Raw genomic sequence first — 16,535 nt, 5'->3', positions numbered from 1 at the left:
GTTAGCGAATATAGAGTAATTATCTTCCGTCTGGAATAGTCCATGATACGTCTCATCCCAAACCCGACCGGAGATACGACATGAACACCCAGGCCCCGCAACGCATCGCGCTCGTCACTGGCGGATCGCGCGGCATAGGCGCCGCCATCGTCCGCCGCCTGGCGCGAGACGGCTATGCCGTCGCCATCAACTACGCCTCCAGCGCCGCCGAGGCCGAGGCCCTGGCCGGCGAGATCGGCGCCGCCGGCGGCCGCGCCATGGCCGTGCGCGCCGACGTGTCCAAGGCCGCCGAGGTGCGCGCCATGTTCGACCAGGTCGAGGCCGGGCTGGGCCGCATCGACGTGCTGGTCAACAGCGCCGGCATCCTGAAGATGGTGCCGCTGGCCGAGACCAGCGACGAGCTCTACGAACAGACCTTCGGCATCAACACCCGCGGCACCTTCAACACCTTGCGCGAAGCCGCCACGCGGCTGGCCGATGGCGGCGGCATCGTCAACGTGTCCAGCACCACCATCGCGCTCAACCTGCCCAACTATTCCGTCTACATCGCGAGCAAGGCGGCGGTGGAAAGCCTGACGCAGGTCTTCGCCAAGGAATTGCGCGGACGCCGCATCACCGTCAATGCCGTGGCGCCCGGCCCTGTCGCCACCGAACTGTTCCTGACCGGCAAGAGCCCCGAGCTGATCGAGCACTACGCCAAGATGCCGCCGCTGGAACGACTGGGTCAGCCCGAGGACATCTCGGGCGTGGTGTCGTTCCTGGTCAGCCCCGACGCGGGCTGGGTCAACGGCCAGATCCTGCGCGCCAACGGCGGCGTGGCCTGAAGCTACGCAATCCGCCGCCGCAAGACTCATCTCCGCGCGCGGCGCCTTCCTCATCCCTACGCATGAGCGCGCCGGCTTCGGCGCGCTCGCCGCGCATCGCCCGGATCGCCGCGAATTTGCGTGTGTCCTCATCCGTATTACCCATGCCCGCCTCGCCTGATGGGTTGAGCGGGCGCGCGCATTCATCTCCTTTCTCCATTGATCACTCGGGCCTTTGACTTACGGACAAGTCTGGCCAGCTGGACGAGGTTTGCATGAGACGAGAGCCGGAAGGTCTGTATTAGGCTGATCCCGTAGTACTCCGACTCACCTTGATCAATTGGACGAAAGTAAATGAATCAACTCATTCATCCGGATTGCCACCCCTTCACCGCCGCAGGCAACCTGAAGCAGCTCTCGGCGTTCTACGAGGAGGGACGCCGGGTCATGTGGATGATGCTTCGCGCTCAACCGCGTCCGTGCTTCAACCATGAACTGATCGACGAGATCATGACCCTGGCGCGCGCCGCCAAGGACTCCGGCCTGCCCATCGATTTCTGGGTCACCGGCTCGCTCGTCCCTCAGATCTACAACGTGGGCGGCGATTTGAATTTCTTTGCGGAAGCCATACGCACCGGCAAGCGCGAGGCGCTGCGGGCGTACGCCCGGGCTTGCGTGGACTGCGTGCATGCCGCCACCCGCGGCTTCGACACCGGCGCGATCTCGCTGGCGATGATCGAAGGCACGGCATTGGGCGGCGGCTTCGAGGCCGCGCTGGCGCACCACTTCGTCCTGGCGCAGAACACCGCCCGCATGGGCTTCCCCGAAATGGCGTTCAACCTCTTCCCGGGCATGGGCGGCTACTCGCTGGTGGCGCGGCGCTCGGGCATGAGGCTGGCCGAGGAGCTGATAGGTTCGGGCGAATCGCACACGGCCGAATGGTTCCATGGCAAGGGCCTGGTCGACGTGCTGTTCGAGCCGGGCGATGCCTACAAGGCCACGCGCACCTTCATCGACGTGATGCGGCCCAAGCTCAACGGCATGCGCGCCATGCTGCGCGCGCGCCAGCGCGTGCTGAGCCTGTCGCGCTCGGAGCTGATGGACATTACCGAGGATTGGGTCGAAGCCGCGTTCTCGATCGACCCGAAGGACCGCGCCTACATGGAGCGCCTGGTGATGGCGCAGAACCGCCGCAGTTCTTCCAGCGCGGAGTCCGCGCTGGAAGCCACCATGCATTGAGCTTTTGACGTGAAGCCGGCTGCCTCAGGCGATGAGATGCAGCCGGCGGCGCTGGGCCAGCCAGGCGGTGAACTCCGCCGCCGGCATGGGCTTGGCGTACAGGTAGCCCTGTTTGGCGTCCACGCCCAGGGTGTCCACGAAAACGGCCTCTTCGGTCGTCTCCACGCCTTCGGCGATCACCTTCAATTCCAGCGTGCGCGCCACAGCGACGATGGCGCGCGCCAACGCCTGCGACACCGGGTTCTCGTTCACCCCGCGCACGAAGCTGGCGTCCAGCTTGATGGCGTCCAGCGGAATGCGGGCCAGCTGCGACAGCGAGGAATAGCCGGTGCCGAAGTCGTCCAGGTGGACACGCGCGCCCAGCTGCCGGAACTGCTTGATCAATTCGATGGCGGCGCCTTCGTCCTCGATCAGGCAGCTCTCGGTGAGTTCGATATCCAGCATGCAGGGATCCAGGCTGGCATCGCTGATGGCGCGCATGAACTCGCTGACCACGCCCTTGTCGTTCAGCTGCCGCGCCGACATGTTGATGGCGACGCGGATGTTCAGGCCGTCGCGCTTCCAGGCCGCGGCCTGCCGGGCCGCCTCGCGCATGACCCACACGCCCAGCGGCGAGATCAGGCCCGATTCCTCGGCGTAGGGAATGAAGACGCTGGGGCCGACCATGCCGCGCTCCGGCGAGCGCCAACGCACCAGGGCTTCCACCCCGTCGACCTCGCCGTTGCGTCCGGCCAGCTTGGGCTGGTAGTACAGCATCAGGTGGTCTTCGGCCAGCGCCTTGCGCAGATTGGTGTCCAGCCAGACGTAGTCCGCGTTGCGGCGGTCCATCTCGGGCTGGAACACGCGATAGGTGTGGCGCCCCGCTTCCTTGGCCACGTACATGGCGATGTCGGCGCTGCGCACCACGCTGTCCAGGTCCGCGCCGTGCTCGGGATACATGGCGATGCCGATGGAGCAGCTGGTGTAGACCTCGATCAGTTCCTGGCGGAACGGCTCGCGCAGGCGCTCGATGATGCGCTGCGCGGTGGCCTCCAACTCCCAGGCCTGGGCGGATTCGTGCAGCACGATGAACTCGTCGCCGCCCAGCCGCGCCAACGTCTGGCCTTCGGCCAGGCAGGAGGAAATCGCCACCGCCACCGACTTGAGCAGGCGGTCGCCGAAGCCGTGGCCGTAGTGGTCGTTGATGCGCTTGAAATTATCCAGGTCCAGAAACAGCACGCCGCCACGTCCGTCTTGGCCCGCCGCCAGCGCCGCCTTCAGCCGCGTCGTGATCGCGTGGCGGTTGGGCAGGTTGGTGAGCATGTCGGTATTGGCCAGCACCCGCAGGCGCTCCTGCGCCTGGCGTTCCTCGGTGATGTCGGTGCCCGAACAGATCAGGTAGACGCGCTTCTCGCCGCTGCCGCTGGTGACGAACTTGTTGCGGAACAAGAACAGCCGCGGGCCCTTGACCGTATTGATCAGGCGCTCGGCCTCATAGGACTGGCCGCGCTTGTAGAACTCGGCGATGTTGCGGCGCGAGGCCACGGCCTCTTCACGCGTCATGAACATGTCGAAGACGCTGCGCCCGATGATGTCCTGCTCGCGCTTGCCGGTGTATTCCTCGCTCAGCTTGTTGAAACGCTGCACGCGGCCGTTCTGGTCGACGATGACAATGACGGAATTGGCCTCGGACACCACGGTCTCGGCGAAGGACAGCCCTTCGACCAGGTCCTTGGCCACGGATTCGGTATCCGAATGGGCGGACGCGGTGCCGGCCCATTCGTTGGGATTGATCTTGCGGCCCACCAGATGGAGCCGGAGCACGTCGCCGTACAGCGAGATGTCTATGCGCACACTGGACGTGATGCCCGTCAGGCTGCGTATCGTCTCGGCCTGATCCGGGCGCAACGCCATCGCGATATTGGCGGCGCCCTTGACTGCTGCGAGTTCGAACGCATCGCTATCGGCGGCCAGCCGCCAATATGGACTGTGCGTACCGAAATGCGTGTACAGAATCGACTTTTCGTCCTGGTCGTCTGTCATTGTTATCCCCCTTCTGCCGTCCTGGGAAGGCCCGCAAACTACATTACGGCCTAGTCTATTCGGGGTCAACCACTGTATACAATCTCGCGAAGGTTTTATTGCGGTTTATTGCGTCCCCATTGGCGTTTCATAGCGCAAATCTTTGCATACGCCATTTTTTTAATGCGTCTTCCCCAGTTTATGCGCAAGCCTTGTTGCGTCTTTTACGCCGCCGCGCGCAAAGAAAATCGCCGGGAGTTCCTGACGGAACTTCCGGCGTGTGACGTAAAGCCGCAACCTTGGGAGTATTAATCCCCTTTCACGCCGGCCTCGTCGATGACTTTGGTCCAGCGGGCCAGCTCGGCCGACACGCGCGCGCCGGCGTCGGCCGGCGTGGTCCAAGTGGCAATCGCGCCCTGGTTCAGCAGCGAAGCCTTGACCTCGGGCTTGGCCATGATTTTCTTCAGCTCACCGTTCAGGCGCTCGATCACCGGCGCCGGGGTATTGGCGGGGGCCACGATGCCGAACATCGAGCTCACCTCGAAGTCCTTCAGGCCGGCTTCCGCCGCGGTCGGCACGTCCGGCAACGCCTCCACGCGCTGCGCGGAAGTGACCGCCAAGGCGCGCAGCTTGCCGGCCTTGATGCTGCCCTGGGCCGCGGGCACGGTTTCGATCATGCTCAGCACCTGGCCGCCCATCAGGTCGGTCATGGCTGGGCCGCTGCCCTTGTAGGGCACGTGCAGCACGTCCACGCCCGCGGTGCGCTTGAACATTTCGGCGGCCAGATGCTGGGGCGAACCGTTGCCCGCCGAACCCATGGTGATGTAGCCAGGCTTGGACTTGGCCAGCGCGATGAACTCGGCCAGCGTTTTCGCCTGCACCGAAGGATTCACCACGAACACCAACGGCACCGTGCCCACGATGGACACCGGCGCGAAGCTCTTCTCCACGTCATACGTGACGCGGCCTCGGTACAGGGCGGCGTTGATGGAATGGCTGGTCAGCGCGCCCATCAGCAGCGTGTAGCCGTCGGGCTGGGCCTTGGCGACCTGGTCCGCGCCGATGTTGCCGGCGGCGCCCGCGCGGTTCTCCACGATCACCGACTGGCCGAGCGCGCCGGTCAGTTCCTGCGCCAGCACGCGGCCGATCACGTCGGTCGCGCCTCCGGGCGGATACGGCACGATCATGCGGATGGGCTTGTCGGGATAGGCATCGGCGGCCAGGGCCGGAGCGGAAACGCCAGCGCACAGGGCCAGCAGGGAAAGCAACACGGCGCGGCGCGGCCGCAGACGCAGATCTGACATGTAGGTCTCCTGCCGGGATGGGTATAGGAATAAAAGGGACGCCCGGTTCGTCAACCGCGCCAGTGTAGGACCCTCAACTTGATTGAAGAATCAGAATTTTTCTATCGACTGATCTATAAAGAAGATCAATTAGCAGCCTCGGATAAACCGCCTGCCGCCGCCGTCAAGGGCTGGCTATGATGCTGCCGTCAGATTATCAATAATATTATCGAGATACAGATGAAGGACGAGACCAAGAACGGCAAGCCCGCCCCGGGCCCATTCGAGAGCGCGGGCAGCGCCGCGCGCGGCGTGGCCCGCGGCCTCACCAATTACGGCGACACGGGCTTTTCGCTGTTCCTGCGCAAGGCCTTCATCAAGGGCGCGGGCTACACCGACGACGCCCTGTCCCGCCCCATCATCGGCATCGTCAACACCGGCAGCAGCTACAACCCCTGCCACGGCAACGCGCCGCAGCTGATCGAGGCAGTCAAGCGCGGCGTGATGCTGGCGGGCGGCCTGCCCATGGACTTCCCCACCATTTCGGTGCATGAGAGCTTCTCGCAGCCCACCAGCATGTACCTGCGCAACCTCATGTCCATGGACACCGAGGAAATGATCCGCGCCCAGCCCATGGATGCCGTTGTGCTGATCGGCGGCTGCGACAAGACCGTGCCCGCCCAACTGATGGGCGCGGCGTCCGCCGGCGTGCCCGCCATCCAGCTGGTCACGGGGTCGATGCTGACCGGCTCGCACCGCGGCGAGCGCGTCGGCGCCTGCACCGATTGCCGCCGCTACTGGGGCCGCTACCGCGCCGAGGAAATCGACGCGGTCGAGATCGCCGACGTGAACAACCAGCTGGTCGCCAGCGTGGGCACCTGTTCCGTGATGGGCACGGCCAGCACCATGGCCTGCATCACGGAGGCGCTGGGCATGATGGTGGCCGGCGGCGCATCGGCCCCTGCCGTCACCGCCGACCGTGTGCGCGTCGCCGAACAGACCGGCGCCACGGCGGTGGCCATGGCCGCCTCGCGCCTGACGCCGGACCGCATCCTGACCGGCAAGTCCATCGAGAACGCCCTGCGCGTGCTGCTGGCGATCGGCGGGTCCACCAACGGCATCGTGCACCTGACGGCCATCGCCGGCCGCCTGGGCATAGACATCGACCTGGCCGGCCTGGACCGCATCAGCCGCGAGACGCCCGTGCTGGTGGACCTGAAGCCTTCCGGCCAGCACTACATGGAAGACTTCCACCACGCCGGCGGCATGCCGGCGCTGCTGCGCGAGCTGCGCCCCTACCTGCACCTGGACGCGCTGACCGTGTCCGGCCGCACGCTGGGCGAGGAACTGGACGATGCGCCCCCCGCCTTCGCCCAGGACGTGATCCGCACGGCGGCCTCGCCCATCTATCCGGTGGGCGGCCTGGCCGTGCTGCGCGGCAACCTGGCGCCCGGCGGCGCCATCATCAAGCAGTCCGCCGCCAACCCCAAGCTGATGGAACACGAAGGCCGCGCGGTAGTGTTCGAGGATGCCGAGGACATGGCCAGGCGCATCGATGACGACGCGCTCGACGTCACCGCCGACGATATCCTGGTGCTCAAGCGCATCGGCCCGACCGGCGCGCCCGGCATGCCCGAAGCCGGCTACATGCCCATCCCCAAGAAGCTGGCGCGCGCCGGCGTGAAGGACATGGTGCGCATCTCCGACGGCCGCATGAGCGGCACCGCCGCCGGCACCATCGTGCTGCACGTCACGCCCGAAGCCGCCATCGGCGGCCCGCTGGCCTACGTCCAGAACGGCGACCGCATCCGCCTGTCCGTGGCCAACCGCGAAATCGCGCTGCTGGTGGACGACGCCGAACTGGCGCGCCGCGCCGCGGCCCAGCCCATCACCCGGCCCGCCGCCGACCGCGGCTACCGCAAACTGTTCCTGCAGACCGTGACCCAGGCCGACCAGGGCGTGGACTTCGACTTCCTGCGCGCCGGCGTCACCCGCGACACCGTGCCGAAGAAGTAAGCGCCCCGCCATGAACGCCGACACGACCGCAGCCCTGCAAACGCCAGCCCCGGACGCCGCGCAAGCCGCGGTCGCCACCCTGGAGGAAGACATCGTCTTCGGCCGGCTGCACCCGCGCCAGCGCCTGACCGAAGACGAGCTGATGGCGCGCTTCGCGCTCAAGCGCCACGTGGTGCGGCAGGTGCTGGCCGAGCTGGAACTGCTGGGCGTGGTGGAGAAAAAGCGCAACATCGGCGCGGTGGTGCGCGCCTACTCCGCGCGCGAGGTCATGGAGCTGTATGCGCTGCGCCAGGTGCTGGAAGTGCATGCCGCCAGCCAGATGCCCTTGCCCGTGCCGCAGGCGCGGCTGGCGGCGCTGGTGGCCGTGCAGCGCGAACACGACGCAGCGGTGGCCGACGGCGACGCGCGCCGCGTATTCCGCAGCAACCAGCGCTTCCACCGCGAATTCTTCAGCCTGCTGGACAACGCGGTGCTGGGCCAGGCCATCGAGGAATACGCCCGCCGCACCCACCCCATCCGCTTCGGCTCGCTGGCGGCCGCCGGCTACCGCGAGCGCGCCCGCCAGGAACACTGGGCCATGATCCACGCCCTGCGCGACGGCAACCGCGAGGCCCTGATGACCGTATGCCGGGAGCACCTGCTGCCGTCGCGGGATGCGTATCTGGCGGCGGAGCAGGCGCGGTTGGGAAGCCAGTAGCGTCCGCTGCGCCACTCAGCGCGCAGCCAGGATTCCCATTGCCTGCCGCATGAATCCCAGCGTCGCCTCGTCAGCCCATGAACCGGCGGCAAGCTCGGGCTCGGTCATCAGCGCCTGGCGGAATTTCGCCTGCGTGACCGGGTTGTCGCCGGCGTAGCTGCGGAACAGATCCAGCCAGCGCCGGGCAAGCGCCTGCGCTTCGGGCGAGTCAGGCGCCGCGCCGGCGTCGATCGCGTCGCGCACGTCGGCCATCAGTTGCGGCCATTCGCCCATGCGATCGCCGTAGTGTTCCCGCAGGTACCGGGCTTCATCCGGCGCCAGGTATTTCTCGTAGAGCCGCAACTTGCTTTCCGAGAACGCGCGCAGCACGTAGTCGCGCATCGCGGGGGAAATGCCGATGTGCTCCTGCATGGCGGACTCTCGCTCATGCATCAGGTTCAGCTTCACCAGCAGGCGCGGATCGCCGTTGGTGTCCCGCACCAGCAGCGTCATCCAGCGCAAGGCCAGCTCCCGCGGCCGCGCCGCTTCGGGCGCGACGCCTGCTTCCATCTGCTCCCGCACCTTCCCGATGAGCGCGATCCAATCCGCGTCGCCGTCCCGGGCGCTGCGGTACAGAGGCAGGCGCGCCAGCTCTTCCTGCGAAAAATACTTGTCGTACATGGTCATCAACTCCAGAGTGGTCAGCCAATCGGCCAGCTCCGGCTCCCTGCCTTGCGCCAGCTGGTCTTGCAGCTGCGCGAGGCGATCGCGCAGCCGGTTGGCCTGCTGGATCTGGCGGTCGAGCATCGCGATCTGCTTCGCGATGATCTCGTCCAAGGGAGTGCCGGGCTGGTCGAGGTAGGCGCCGATTTCCGCCAGCGGCAGTCCGAAACGACGCAGCGCCTGAATCTGGTGCAGGCGAGCAATGTCGTCACGGCCATACAGCCGGTAGCCGTTGTCGGCGCGCGCCGAAGGCGTGAGCAGGCCGATCGCGTGATAGTGGTGCAGCGTGCGGACCGTCAGTCCGCAGCGCCTGGCCAGTTCTCCTACTTTCAGTCTCACTGCATTCCTCCGTTGATTGCGCAAACCGGACTCTGGGACATGACGTTACGTGAGGGTCAAGCGTTGCCGCAAGCCTCACGAAGAGGCCTAAAATAGACGTCTGCCTTGGAGTCGAACATCATGAACACTTCGGCTGGCGATCGTATCTTCTCCGGATCCATCCCGCAGTTCTATCAGCGGTATATGGTCCCCCTTATTTTCCAATCCTATGCCGCCGACCTGGCTAGGCGCACAGCGGCGTTACGTCCCTCATCCGTCCTGGAGCTCGCCGCGGGAACCGGCGCCGTGACGCGCCAGTTGGCGGACCAACTGCCCGCCGCCTCGTCCATTACCGCAACCGATCTCAATCCCGCCATGCTCCAACAGGCCGGGAACCTGGGCGCCAGCCGCCCCATCACCTGGAGCCAGGCCGACGCGATGCGGCTGCCGTTCGAAGATCAGTCTTTCGATGCCGTCGTGTGCCAGTTCGGCTACATGTTCCTGGCGGACAAGGCGGCAGGCTATGCCGAGGCGCGCCGCGTCCTGCGCCCGGGCGGCGCGCTCCTGTTCAACGTCTGGGACCGCATCGAGGACAACGCATTCGCCGCTACCGTCGAGCAGGCCCTGGCGCGGCTGTTTCCGGATGACCCGCCAAAATTCATGAGCCGCGTGCCCCATGGCTATCATGACCTCGCGCTGATCGCGGGCGATCTTGCCCGAGGCGGATTCACCGGGCAGCAGGCGATTGAAACCGTGGCCTTTGAAAGCCGCGCGGACACGCCGCGGACCGCCGCGATCGCCTACTGCCAAGGCACGCCGCTGCGCAACGAAATCGAGGCTCGCGACGCAAGCATGCTGGACAAGGCCGTAGAAATGGCGACGGACGCGCTGCGCCAGCGCTATGGCACGGGCCCCATCACTGGCAAAATCCAGGCGCATGTCGTCACGGCGCCCCGTGACGCCTAGCCGGCGGCCCTGCCACCCGCAACGCGCGTTCCGCTGCCGCGCCGGTTCCGGCAGCGGCTTGTTCCCGGTCGGCTGCCCGGGTTAACCTTGAGGCCTTCTCCTATCCTCACCGGAGCCCACAGAGTGAACAAGTAAATGCCGGGATGCCCATGCGCATCTTGCCTCCCCTCGCTGCCTGGCGCGCGAGCCGCATTGCTTGTTCCATTCTGATCTCTGGCAGGACCCGGCCCCTATCGGCGCGCCGCGGTCCGCCGCCACAAGGCTCAGGCTTGCGGATGCCGCGTCCCCCCTCACGGCCGTGCAGGGCGACATGCGCGATCTTTCGGCCTTCCCCGACGCGTCCTTCGACTGCATCGTGCACCCGATCTCGAACCTCTACGTGCCTGACGTGCGGCCCGTGTGGCGCGAGTGCTTCAGGGTACTGAAGCATGGCGGCAGACTGCTCAGCAGCTTCTACAACCCGGTCGTGTTCGTCGGCGACCGCGCGCCGGAGCTGGCGGAACAAGGCCTGATCCGGCCGCGCTTCAAGCTGCCCTACTCGGACGTGCGCGACCTCTCGCCGGACGAGCTGGCGGCGAAGCAGGCCCGCGGCGACGCGCTGGTTTTCGGCCACAACCTCGACGAGCAGATCGGCGGCCAGCTGGAGGCCGGCTTCCTGCTCAAGGGCTTCTATGAGGACGAGCAGCCACAACCGCGCTTCCTGATCGATCGCTTCCTGCCGACCTTCCTGGCGACGTACGCGGTCAAGCCTTGAGCCGGGCTGCCCGGGAAGACGCCTGCAGACGACAGGCGGGCGCCTGCCGGCGCCGCGCCCTGACCGCCTTACTTGAACGGATTGGAGTCCGCGCCGTAGGCGCTGCCCCCGTAGCCGCTGCCACCGACCTCCAGCGAGACCGAACTCGGATCGACGGTGGCGGCCGTTCCCTTGTAGTGCATCACCATGCCCGGGAACGCCATCACGGCCGCGACCATCAGCAGCTGAATCACGATGAACGGCACCGATCCCCAATAGATCTGTCCGGTCGTGACGGGCTCGATCATCTTGCCCGTGACCCTGTCCTTGTAGCGGTCCCGTGGCGCCACGGACCTCAGGTAGAACAGCGCAAAGCCGAAGGGCGGATGCATGAACGAGGTCTGCATGTTGACCGCCAGGATCACGCCGAACCAGATCAGGTCTATGCCCAGCTTGTCCGCCACCGGCCCCAACAGCGGCACGATGATGAACGCCAGTTCGAAGAAGTCCAGGAAGAAGGCCAGCACGAAGGTCAGGATGCTGACCACGATCAGGAAGCCCCACTGCCCGCCCGGCAGGCCGGTCAGCAGGTGCTCGACCCACAGGTCGCCGTTGACGGCGCGGAAGGTCAGGCCGAACACGGTGGAACCCACCAGGATGAACACCACGAAGCAGGACAGCTTGGTGGTCGTGTCCATGGCCTGCTTGAGCAGGTCCAGCGACAGGCGGCGACGCGCCACCGCCATCAGGATGGCGCCCACCGCGCCCATGGCGCCGCCCTCGGTCGGCGTGGCCACGCCGATGAAGATGGTACCCAGCACCAGGAAGATCAGCGCCAGCGGCGGAATCATCACGAAGGTCACGCGCTCGGCCAGTGCCGACAGGAGGCCCAGGCCCAGGGCCTTGTTGACCAGCGCGATGACGAAGGCGGTGGCGCCCCAGAACAGCAGCGCCACGACGATGCGCTCGTCCATGGGCGCCGTGTTGTTCTCGACCCAGAGGCCCAGGAAATAGGCCGACACGGCGGAAATCACCATCAGCACCAGCAGCGAACGTCCGCCGCGGCCGCCGTTGGGCTCCTGGAACCGGCGCGCCTCTTCGGGCAGCGCGGGCGCTGAAGCCGGCTTCAGCACGCTCATGATGACGATGTAGAGGATGTACAGCCCGGCCAGCACGAAACCCGGCACCATGGCCGCCCGGTAGATGTCGCCGATGGAACGCCCCAGCTGGTCGGCCAGGATGATCAGCACCAGCGAAGGCGGGATGATCTGCGACAGCGTGCCGGACGCGGCGATCACGCCGCTGGCCAGTTTGCGGTCATAGCCGTTGCGCAGCATGATGGGCAGCGAGATCAGCCCCATCGAGATCACCGAGGCCGACACCACGCCCGTGGTCGCGGCCAGCATCGCGCCGACGAAGACCACCGCGATGGCCAAGCCGCCGCGGACCGAGCCGAACAGCTGGCCGATGGTCTCCAGCAGGTCCTCGGCCATGCCGGATCGCTCCAGCACCAAGCCCATCAGTGTGAAGAACGGCACCGCCAGCAACGTGTCGTTCGAAATGATGCCGAACACCCGTTGCGGCAACGCCTGGAACAGCGAGGAATTGAGCAGGCCCAGTTCCATCCCGACCAGGCCGAACAGAATGCCGTTGGCCGCGAGCGCGAAGGCCACCGGAAAGCCCAGCAGCAGGAAGACGATCAGCGTCGCGAACATGATCGGCGCCAGATTGGCAATAAGAAACTCCATGATCAGCGACCCTTGTTATCCAGTTCATTCTGCGCGACCGCTTCGCGCGCCTGCGCTTCGCGGGCGATTTCCTCGGCCAGTTCTTCCTCGGCGCTCTTGGCGCCCTCGCGCTCGCGCGGATCGCGGCATCGCCCCTGCAGAAAGCCCACGCACTTGATCAGGTGCGACAGCCCGGCCAGCACCAGCAGCCCGAAGCCCACCGGGATCAGCAGCTTGACCGGCCAGCGGATCAGGCCGCCCGAGTTGGAGGAGTGTTCATTGCTGAGGTACGAATCCATGAACACCGGCCAGGACAGATAGGTGATCAGCAGGCAGGCCGGCATCAGGAAGAACAGCACGCCGAATATCTCTATCCAGATCTGCGCCGGCCGCGACAGGCGCGAGGCAATGATGTCCACCCGGACGTGGTCGTTCTTCAGCAGGGTGTAGCCCGCCGTCAGCAGGAACATGGCGCCGAACATGTACCACTGCAGTTCCAGCCAGGCGTTGGAGCTGTCGTGGAATATCTTGCGCATGATGGCGTTGCCGGCGCTGACCAGGACCACCAGCAGCGTGACCCAGGACACGGCCCGTCCCATCCTCAGGTTGATCGCGTCTATGCCGCGCGACAAGGCGAGTAGTGCTTGCATCTGTTTTCCCCAGAATTGTTTCTAATCACGCACCTGCCCTACACGAAGCCCGTGGTGCCCCAGGCCGAACCTGTCTCAGCCGTCTTCGCGCTGATGCCGCAGCCATGGCGTCAGCCGCCGTTCCAGCCAACCCAGCAAGGCGAACAGCAGCATGCCCATCAGGGCCAGCACGAAGATCGCGGCAAATACCCGCACCGTGTCGAAGGTGCCTTGCGCGCTCATGATCACGTAGCCCAGGCCCCGTTGCGAGGACACGAACTCTCCGACGATGGCGCCCACCAGCGCCAGCGAAATCGAGACCTTCATGCCCGCCAGGATCGAAGGCAGCGCGCTGGGCAGCCGCACCTTGAAGAAGAAGTCACGACGCGAACCCTTCAACACGCGTCCCAGGTCCAGCACGTCCTGCGGCACCGAGCGCAGGCCATGGACGGTATCCACGATCATGGCGAACACGGCGATCAGGAAGGCGATGGCGATCTTCGGTTCGGCGCCCGTGCCCAGCCAGATCACGAACAGGGGCGCGATGGCGACCTTGGGCACGCTGTTCAGCGCCACGATCAGGGGATAGATGAAGCGTTCGAACCAGCGCGAGCCGACCAGCATCACGGCGATCGCCACGCCGAACACCACCGCCAGCGTGAAACCCGCCAACGTGGTCATCAGCGTGTAGGCGGCGTGGCCGGCATACCAGCTCCATTCGGCCGCGAGTTCCAGCGCCACCTGGCCCGGCAGCGGCAACATGATGGCGCGCACGTGAAATATCCGGGCGGCGGCTTCCCACAGCAACAGGAACACCAGCACCGACACCAGCCCGGCCATGCGGCGGCCAGCCCCTTTCAAGAGCGCGATCATCGGGCGGCCTCCATGCCGGACGCGGCGCGCGCGCCCTCGTCTATCAGGCCCATGCCCTGGAACATGCCGCGGATGTGCCGCACGTACTCGCCGAATTGCGGGGTTTCGCGCAGCGCCAGCGGCCTGGGCCGCGGCAGGTCGATCGGTATGGTTTCCAGGATGCGGCCCGGACGCGGCGAGAACACCATCACCACATCGCCCAGGAACACCGCCTCCGCGATGCCGTGGGTCACGAACAGCACCGTGTTGCGCGTTTCCATCCAGATCCGCTGCAGTTCGACGTTCATCTGGTCGCGCGTCAGCGCGTCCAGCGCGCCGAAGGGCTCATCCATCAGCAGCAGCTTGGGGTCGTCCACCAGCGCGCGGCAGATCGCGGCGCGCTGGCGCATGCCGCCCGACAGCTCGCGCGGATAGCTGTCCGCGAACTTGTCCAGCCCGGTCAGGGCCAGCAACGCGCGCACCTTGGCCTCGTAGGCCGCCACCGGCTTGTGCGCGAACTCGACCGGCAGCAGGATGTTGCGGCGGACGCTGCGCCACTCCAGCAGCGCGTCGCGCTGGAACACCATGCCCATGCCGTCCGGCGGCCCCTGCACCGGCACGCCCTCCACCCGCAGGTCGCCGCTGGAGACGGTCTCCAGCCCGGCCACGCAACGCAGGAACGTGCTCTTGCCGCAGCCGCTGGGCCCCAGGATGCTGACGAAGCGGCCGCGTGGCACCTCGACTGACACCGAGGCCAGCGCCTCCACGCCCGCCGCGCCCGGATAGCGCTTGCGCACGTCCTTGGCGGACACGGCCCATTGCGTCATGGTTGCACCAGGCTGTCGTAGCGTTCCGGATGCACCAGGTCGGGCACATAGAACGAGGCAGCCTGGGCGCTGGCGCTGATCAGCCCGACCGTCGACAAGGTGGCGACGGCCTGCGTCCAGTCCTGCGGCACGATGGCGCCCAGGCGCGCGCCCGCCACCGGCTGGCCGAAATACGGCTGCAAGGCGTCGATCTGGCCGCGCAGTACCTTCTTGTCCAGCCGCGCCTGCGGCCGCTGCGCCAGGATGGCGGCGACGGCCTCGTCCTGGTGGCCGGCGTAGATGTATTCCCAGGCCCGCGCGCTGACGCTGGCGAAGCGCGCGATGGCGTCGCGCCGCTGCGCCAGCTTGGACTCGTTGGCAAACAGGCCGAAGCTGGGCATGTTCAGGCCGAAGTCGGCGAACCGCACCGCGCTGGACGGCCGGTTCTGCGACACCACCGGCAGGAAAAACGGAATGGTGGAAAACGCCGCGTCGGCCCGTCCCACCGCATAGGTGGAAGCCTTGCTGGCGGCATCCACGTTGATCAGTTCCAGATCGCTCTTCTTGAGCTTGCCCGCGGCCAGGAAGGCGTCGATGAACGGCGCTTCCAGCGAACCCGCGGTATAGGCGACCTTCTTGCCCTTGAGCTGCGCCGGGCCGGTGATGCCGGCGTCGGACGGGACCAGCAGGCCGATGTCGCTTTGCCTGGCGAACACGGCCACCGCCTTGACCGGCATGCCTTTTTCGCGGGCGATCATGGCCGAGGCCAGGGCCGCGTGCCCCAGGTCGAAGCTGTCGCCGGCGCCGACGATCTGCACCGTCGTCACCGAGCCGTTGCCATCCTCCAGCGTCACGTCCAGGCCGGCCTGCTTGTACCAGCCCTTCTGCTGCGCCAGGTGAAAGGCGCCGTGCACGCCCCAGGGGGTCCAGTCCAGCCGCACCTTCAGCGGCTCCAGGGCCTGGGACCAGGCAGGCGCGCTCAGCGCGACAGCAGCCAGGCCCAACAATGCGTTGCGCCAATTCCTTGCGAATACCGCGAGCATGATATTCCCCGTTATGAGTCGACATGAGCGGCCGCGCCCGCGGCCGCCGGCACTACCCGGGTCCGTTCAGCCGCCGAGGCCGAACCACCGCTTGATGCGCGCCCACAGCACGCTGAAGAACATGGCCGTGGGATTGAAGCTGGCCTGCACCGGCGCTTCGCCCACGCCGGCGGGCTGACGCAGCCGGGCGGTGACGTTGTTGCCGAAATCCGCGATCATGCGGCGCACGAAGTCCTGCACCAGTCCGGACCGGGAGAATTGCGCCAAGGGTCCCTGCAGCGAATACAGCAAGTTCACGTGGACCTGCGTTTCGGTGGGCGACAGCGCTTCCAACCGATAGGTGATGTCGCCATTGGCGCGCGACTGGCTGAGCGAGTCCTGCCCCGCTCCGCGGAACACCGCCCGCATGGCGGCGTCGTCGCGTTCCAGGCGGGCCGCGCCGTTGAAGGCGGCGGCCATGGGGCCGAACTTGATGGCGATCTTGCCCTTGACGCGGTCACCCTCGTGCTCCTCGATCGAGGCGCCCGGCAGGCAGCTGGCCAGGGCCGGCAGGTCGACCATGAAGGCCCACACTTCCGCGGCCGGGAACGGCACCTTGAAGCCGCCGTCGATCTGGCTGCCGCGGCCTTCCTTCTTGCCCGCCGGGGCGGCGGGCGCCGCTGCCGCTGCCGGAGCGGCGGCTGCCGCCGGCGCCGCCGGCGTGAAGCCCGCGAACGCCAC

At 66.7% G+C, this 16,535-nt stretch carries 14 protein-coding genes and 1 pseudogene; 6 read left to right on the top strand and 9 right to left on the bottom strand.

Annotation, left to right across the window (positions count from 1 at the left end; all coding sequences use genetic code 11):
• Positions 1-80 precede the first annotated feature (80 nt).
• Together HWY37_RS31450 and HWY37_RS31445 are read left to right on the top strand one after the other, a co-directional pair.
• On the top strand, positions 81-824 hold the full coding sequence (locus tag HWY37_RS31450; RefSeq protein WP_175210417.1) for an SDR family oxidoreductase: 744 nt from the start codon (positions 81-83) through the stop codon (positions 822-824).
• 333 nt (positions 825-1,157) lie between these two features.
• Positions 1,158-2,042: a crotonase/enoyl-CoA hydratase family protein gene (locus tag HWY37_RS31445; RefSeq protein ID WP_175210419.1), complete on the top strand. Its 885-nt coding sequence runs from the start codon at positions 1,158-1,160 to the stop codon at positions 2,040-2,042.
• Between the two features lie 24 nt (positions 2,043-2,066).
• On the opposite strand, the gene pdeR is transcribed toward HWY37_RS31445, so the two are convergent.
• Both pdeR and HWY37_RS31435 read right to left on the bottom strand, forming a co-directional pair.
• Positions 2,067-4,064: a cyclic di-GMP phosphodiesterase gene (gene pdeR / locus HWY37_RS31440; RefSeq protein WP_175210421.1), complete on the bottom strand. Its 1,998-nt coding sequence runs from the start codon at positions 4,062-4,064 to the stop codon at positions 2,067-2,069.
• 287 nt (positions 4,065-4,351) lie between these two features.
• The gene (locus HWY37_RS31435; protein ID WP_175210423.1) at positions 4,352-5,347 is read right to left on the bottom strand and encodes a Bug family tripartite tricarboxylate transporter substrate binding protein; all 996 of its coding nucleotides are present in this window, start codon (positions 5,345-5,347) and stop codon (positions 4,352-4,354) included.
• Positions 5,348-5,566: 219 nt separating this feature from the next.
• Between HWY37_RS31435 and HWY37_RS31430 the strand changes: the two genes are divergently transcribed.
• Both HWY37_RS31430 and HWY37_RS31425 read left to right on the top strand, forming a co-directional pair.
• Positions 5,567-7,342, top strand: a complete 1,776-nt coding sequence (locus HWY37_RS31430) for an IlvD/Edd family dehydratase (protein ID WP_176090614.1) — start codon at positions 5,567-5,569, stop codon at positions 7,340-7,342.
• 10 nt (positions 7,343-7,352) lie between these two features.
• Positions 7,353-8,039 (top strand): GntR family transcriptional regulator, encoded by a 687-nt coding sequence (locus HWY37_RS31425; RefSeq protein ID WP_175210427.1) that lies wholly within the window; start codon positions 7,353-7,355, stop codon positions 8,037-8,039.
• Positions 8,040-8,054: 15 nt separating this feature from the next.
• Here HWY37_RS31425 and HWY37_RS31420 read toward each other — a convergent pair whose 3' ends face one another.
• Positions 8,055-9,080, bottom strand: a complete 1,026-nt coding sequence (locus HWY37_RS31420; protein WP_176090613.1) for a MerR family transcriptional regulator — start codon at positions 9,078-9,080, stop codon at positions 8,055-8,057.
• 120 nt (positions 9,081-9,200) lie between these two features.
• Here HWY37_RS31420 and HWY37_RS31415 point away from each other — a divergent pair, with 120 nt between their 5' ends.
• Both HWY37_RS31415 and HWY37_RS31410 read left to right on the top strand, forming a co-directional pair.
• Positions 9,201-10,025, top strand: a complete 825-nt coding sequence (locus tag HWY37_RS31415) for a class I SAM-dependent methyltransferase (protein WP_175210431.1) — start codon at positions 9,201-9,203, stop codon at positions 10,023-10,025.
• A gap of 244 nt (positions 10,026-10,269) precedes the next feature.
• Positions 10,270-10,779, top strand: a pseudogene (locus HWY37_RS31410) (class I SAM-dependent methyltransferase); the annotation flags it as partial.
• Positions 10,780-10,847: 68 nt separating this feature from the next.
• On the opposite strand, the gene HWY37_RS31405 reads toward HWY37_RS31410, so the two are convergent.
• The 6 genes from HWY37_RS31405 to HWY37_RS31380 all read right to left on the bottom strand — a co-directional run.
• The gene (locus tag HWY37_RS31405) at positions 10,848-12,506 is read right to left on the bottom strand and encodes a TRAP transporter large permease (RefSeq protein WP_175210433.1); all 1,659 of its coding nucleotides are present in this window, start codon (positions 12,504-12,506) and stop codon (positions 10,848-10,850) included.
• Positions 12,507-12,508: 2 nt separating this feature from the next.
• Positions 12,509-13,135 carry a TRAP transporter small permease subunit gene (locus HWY37_RS31400; RefSeq protein WP_175210435.1) on the bottom strand — a complete coding sequence of 209 codons (627 nt, stop codon included), beginning with the start codon at positions 13,133-13,135 and terminating at the stop codon, positions 12,509-12,511.
• Between the two features lie 75 nt (positions 13,136-13,210).
• Positions 13,211-13,987 carry an ABC transporter permease gene (locus tag HWY37_RS31395; RefSeq protein WP_175210437.1) on the bottom strand — a complete coding sequence of 259 codons (777 nt, stop codon included), beginning with the start codon at positions 13,985-13,987 and terminating at the stop codon, positions 13,211-13,213.
• Complete coding sequence (locus tag HWY37_RS31390; RefSeq protein WP_175210439.1) at positions 13,984-14,793, bottom strand: ABC transporter ATP-binding protein; 810 nt, start codon at positions 14,791-14,793, stop codon at positions 13,984-13,986. The genes HWY37_RS31395 and HWY37_RS31390 overlap by 4 nt, the downstream gene beginning before the upstream one ends.
• Positions 14,790-15,815: an ABC transporter substrate-binding protein gene (locus HWY37_RS31385; protein WP_175210441.1), complete on the bottom strand. Its 1,026-nt coding sequence runs from the start codon at positions 15,813-15,815 to the stop codon at positions 14,790-14,792. The genes HWY37_RS31390 and HWY37_RS31385 overlap by 4 nt, the downstream gene beginning before the upstream one ends.
• A gap of 66 nt (positions 15,816-15,881) precedes the next feature.
• A partial coding sequence (locus HWY37_RS31380) for an SRPBCC family protein (protein ID WP_176090612.1) occupies positions 15,882-16,535 on the bottom strand: 654 nt, incomplete at its 5' end.

It is taken from the genome of Achromobacter anxifer (genome assembly GCF_903652925.1).
GTDB lineage: Bacteria > Pseudomonadota > Gammaproteobacteria > Burkholderiales > Burkholderiaceae_B > Achromobacter > Achromobacter anxifer.
The sequence above is the reverse complement of the archived record's forward strand: the minus strand, read 5'-3'. Positions and strand labels throughout refer to the sequence as shown.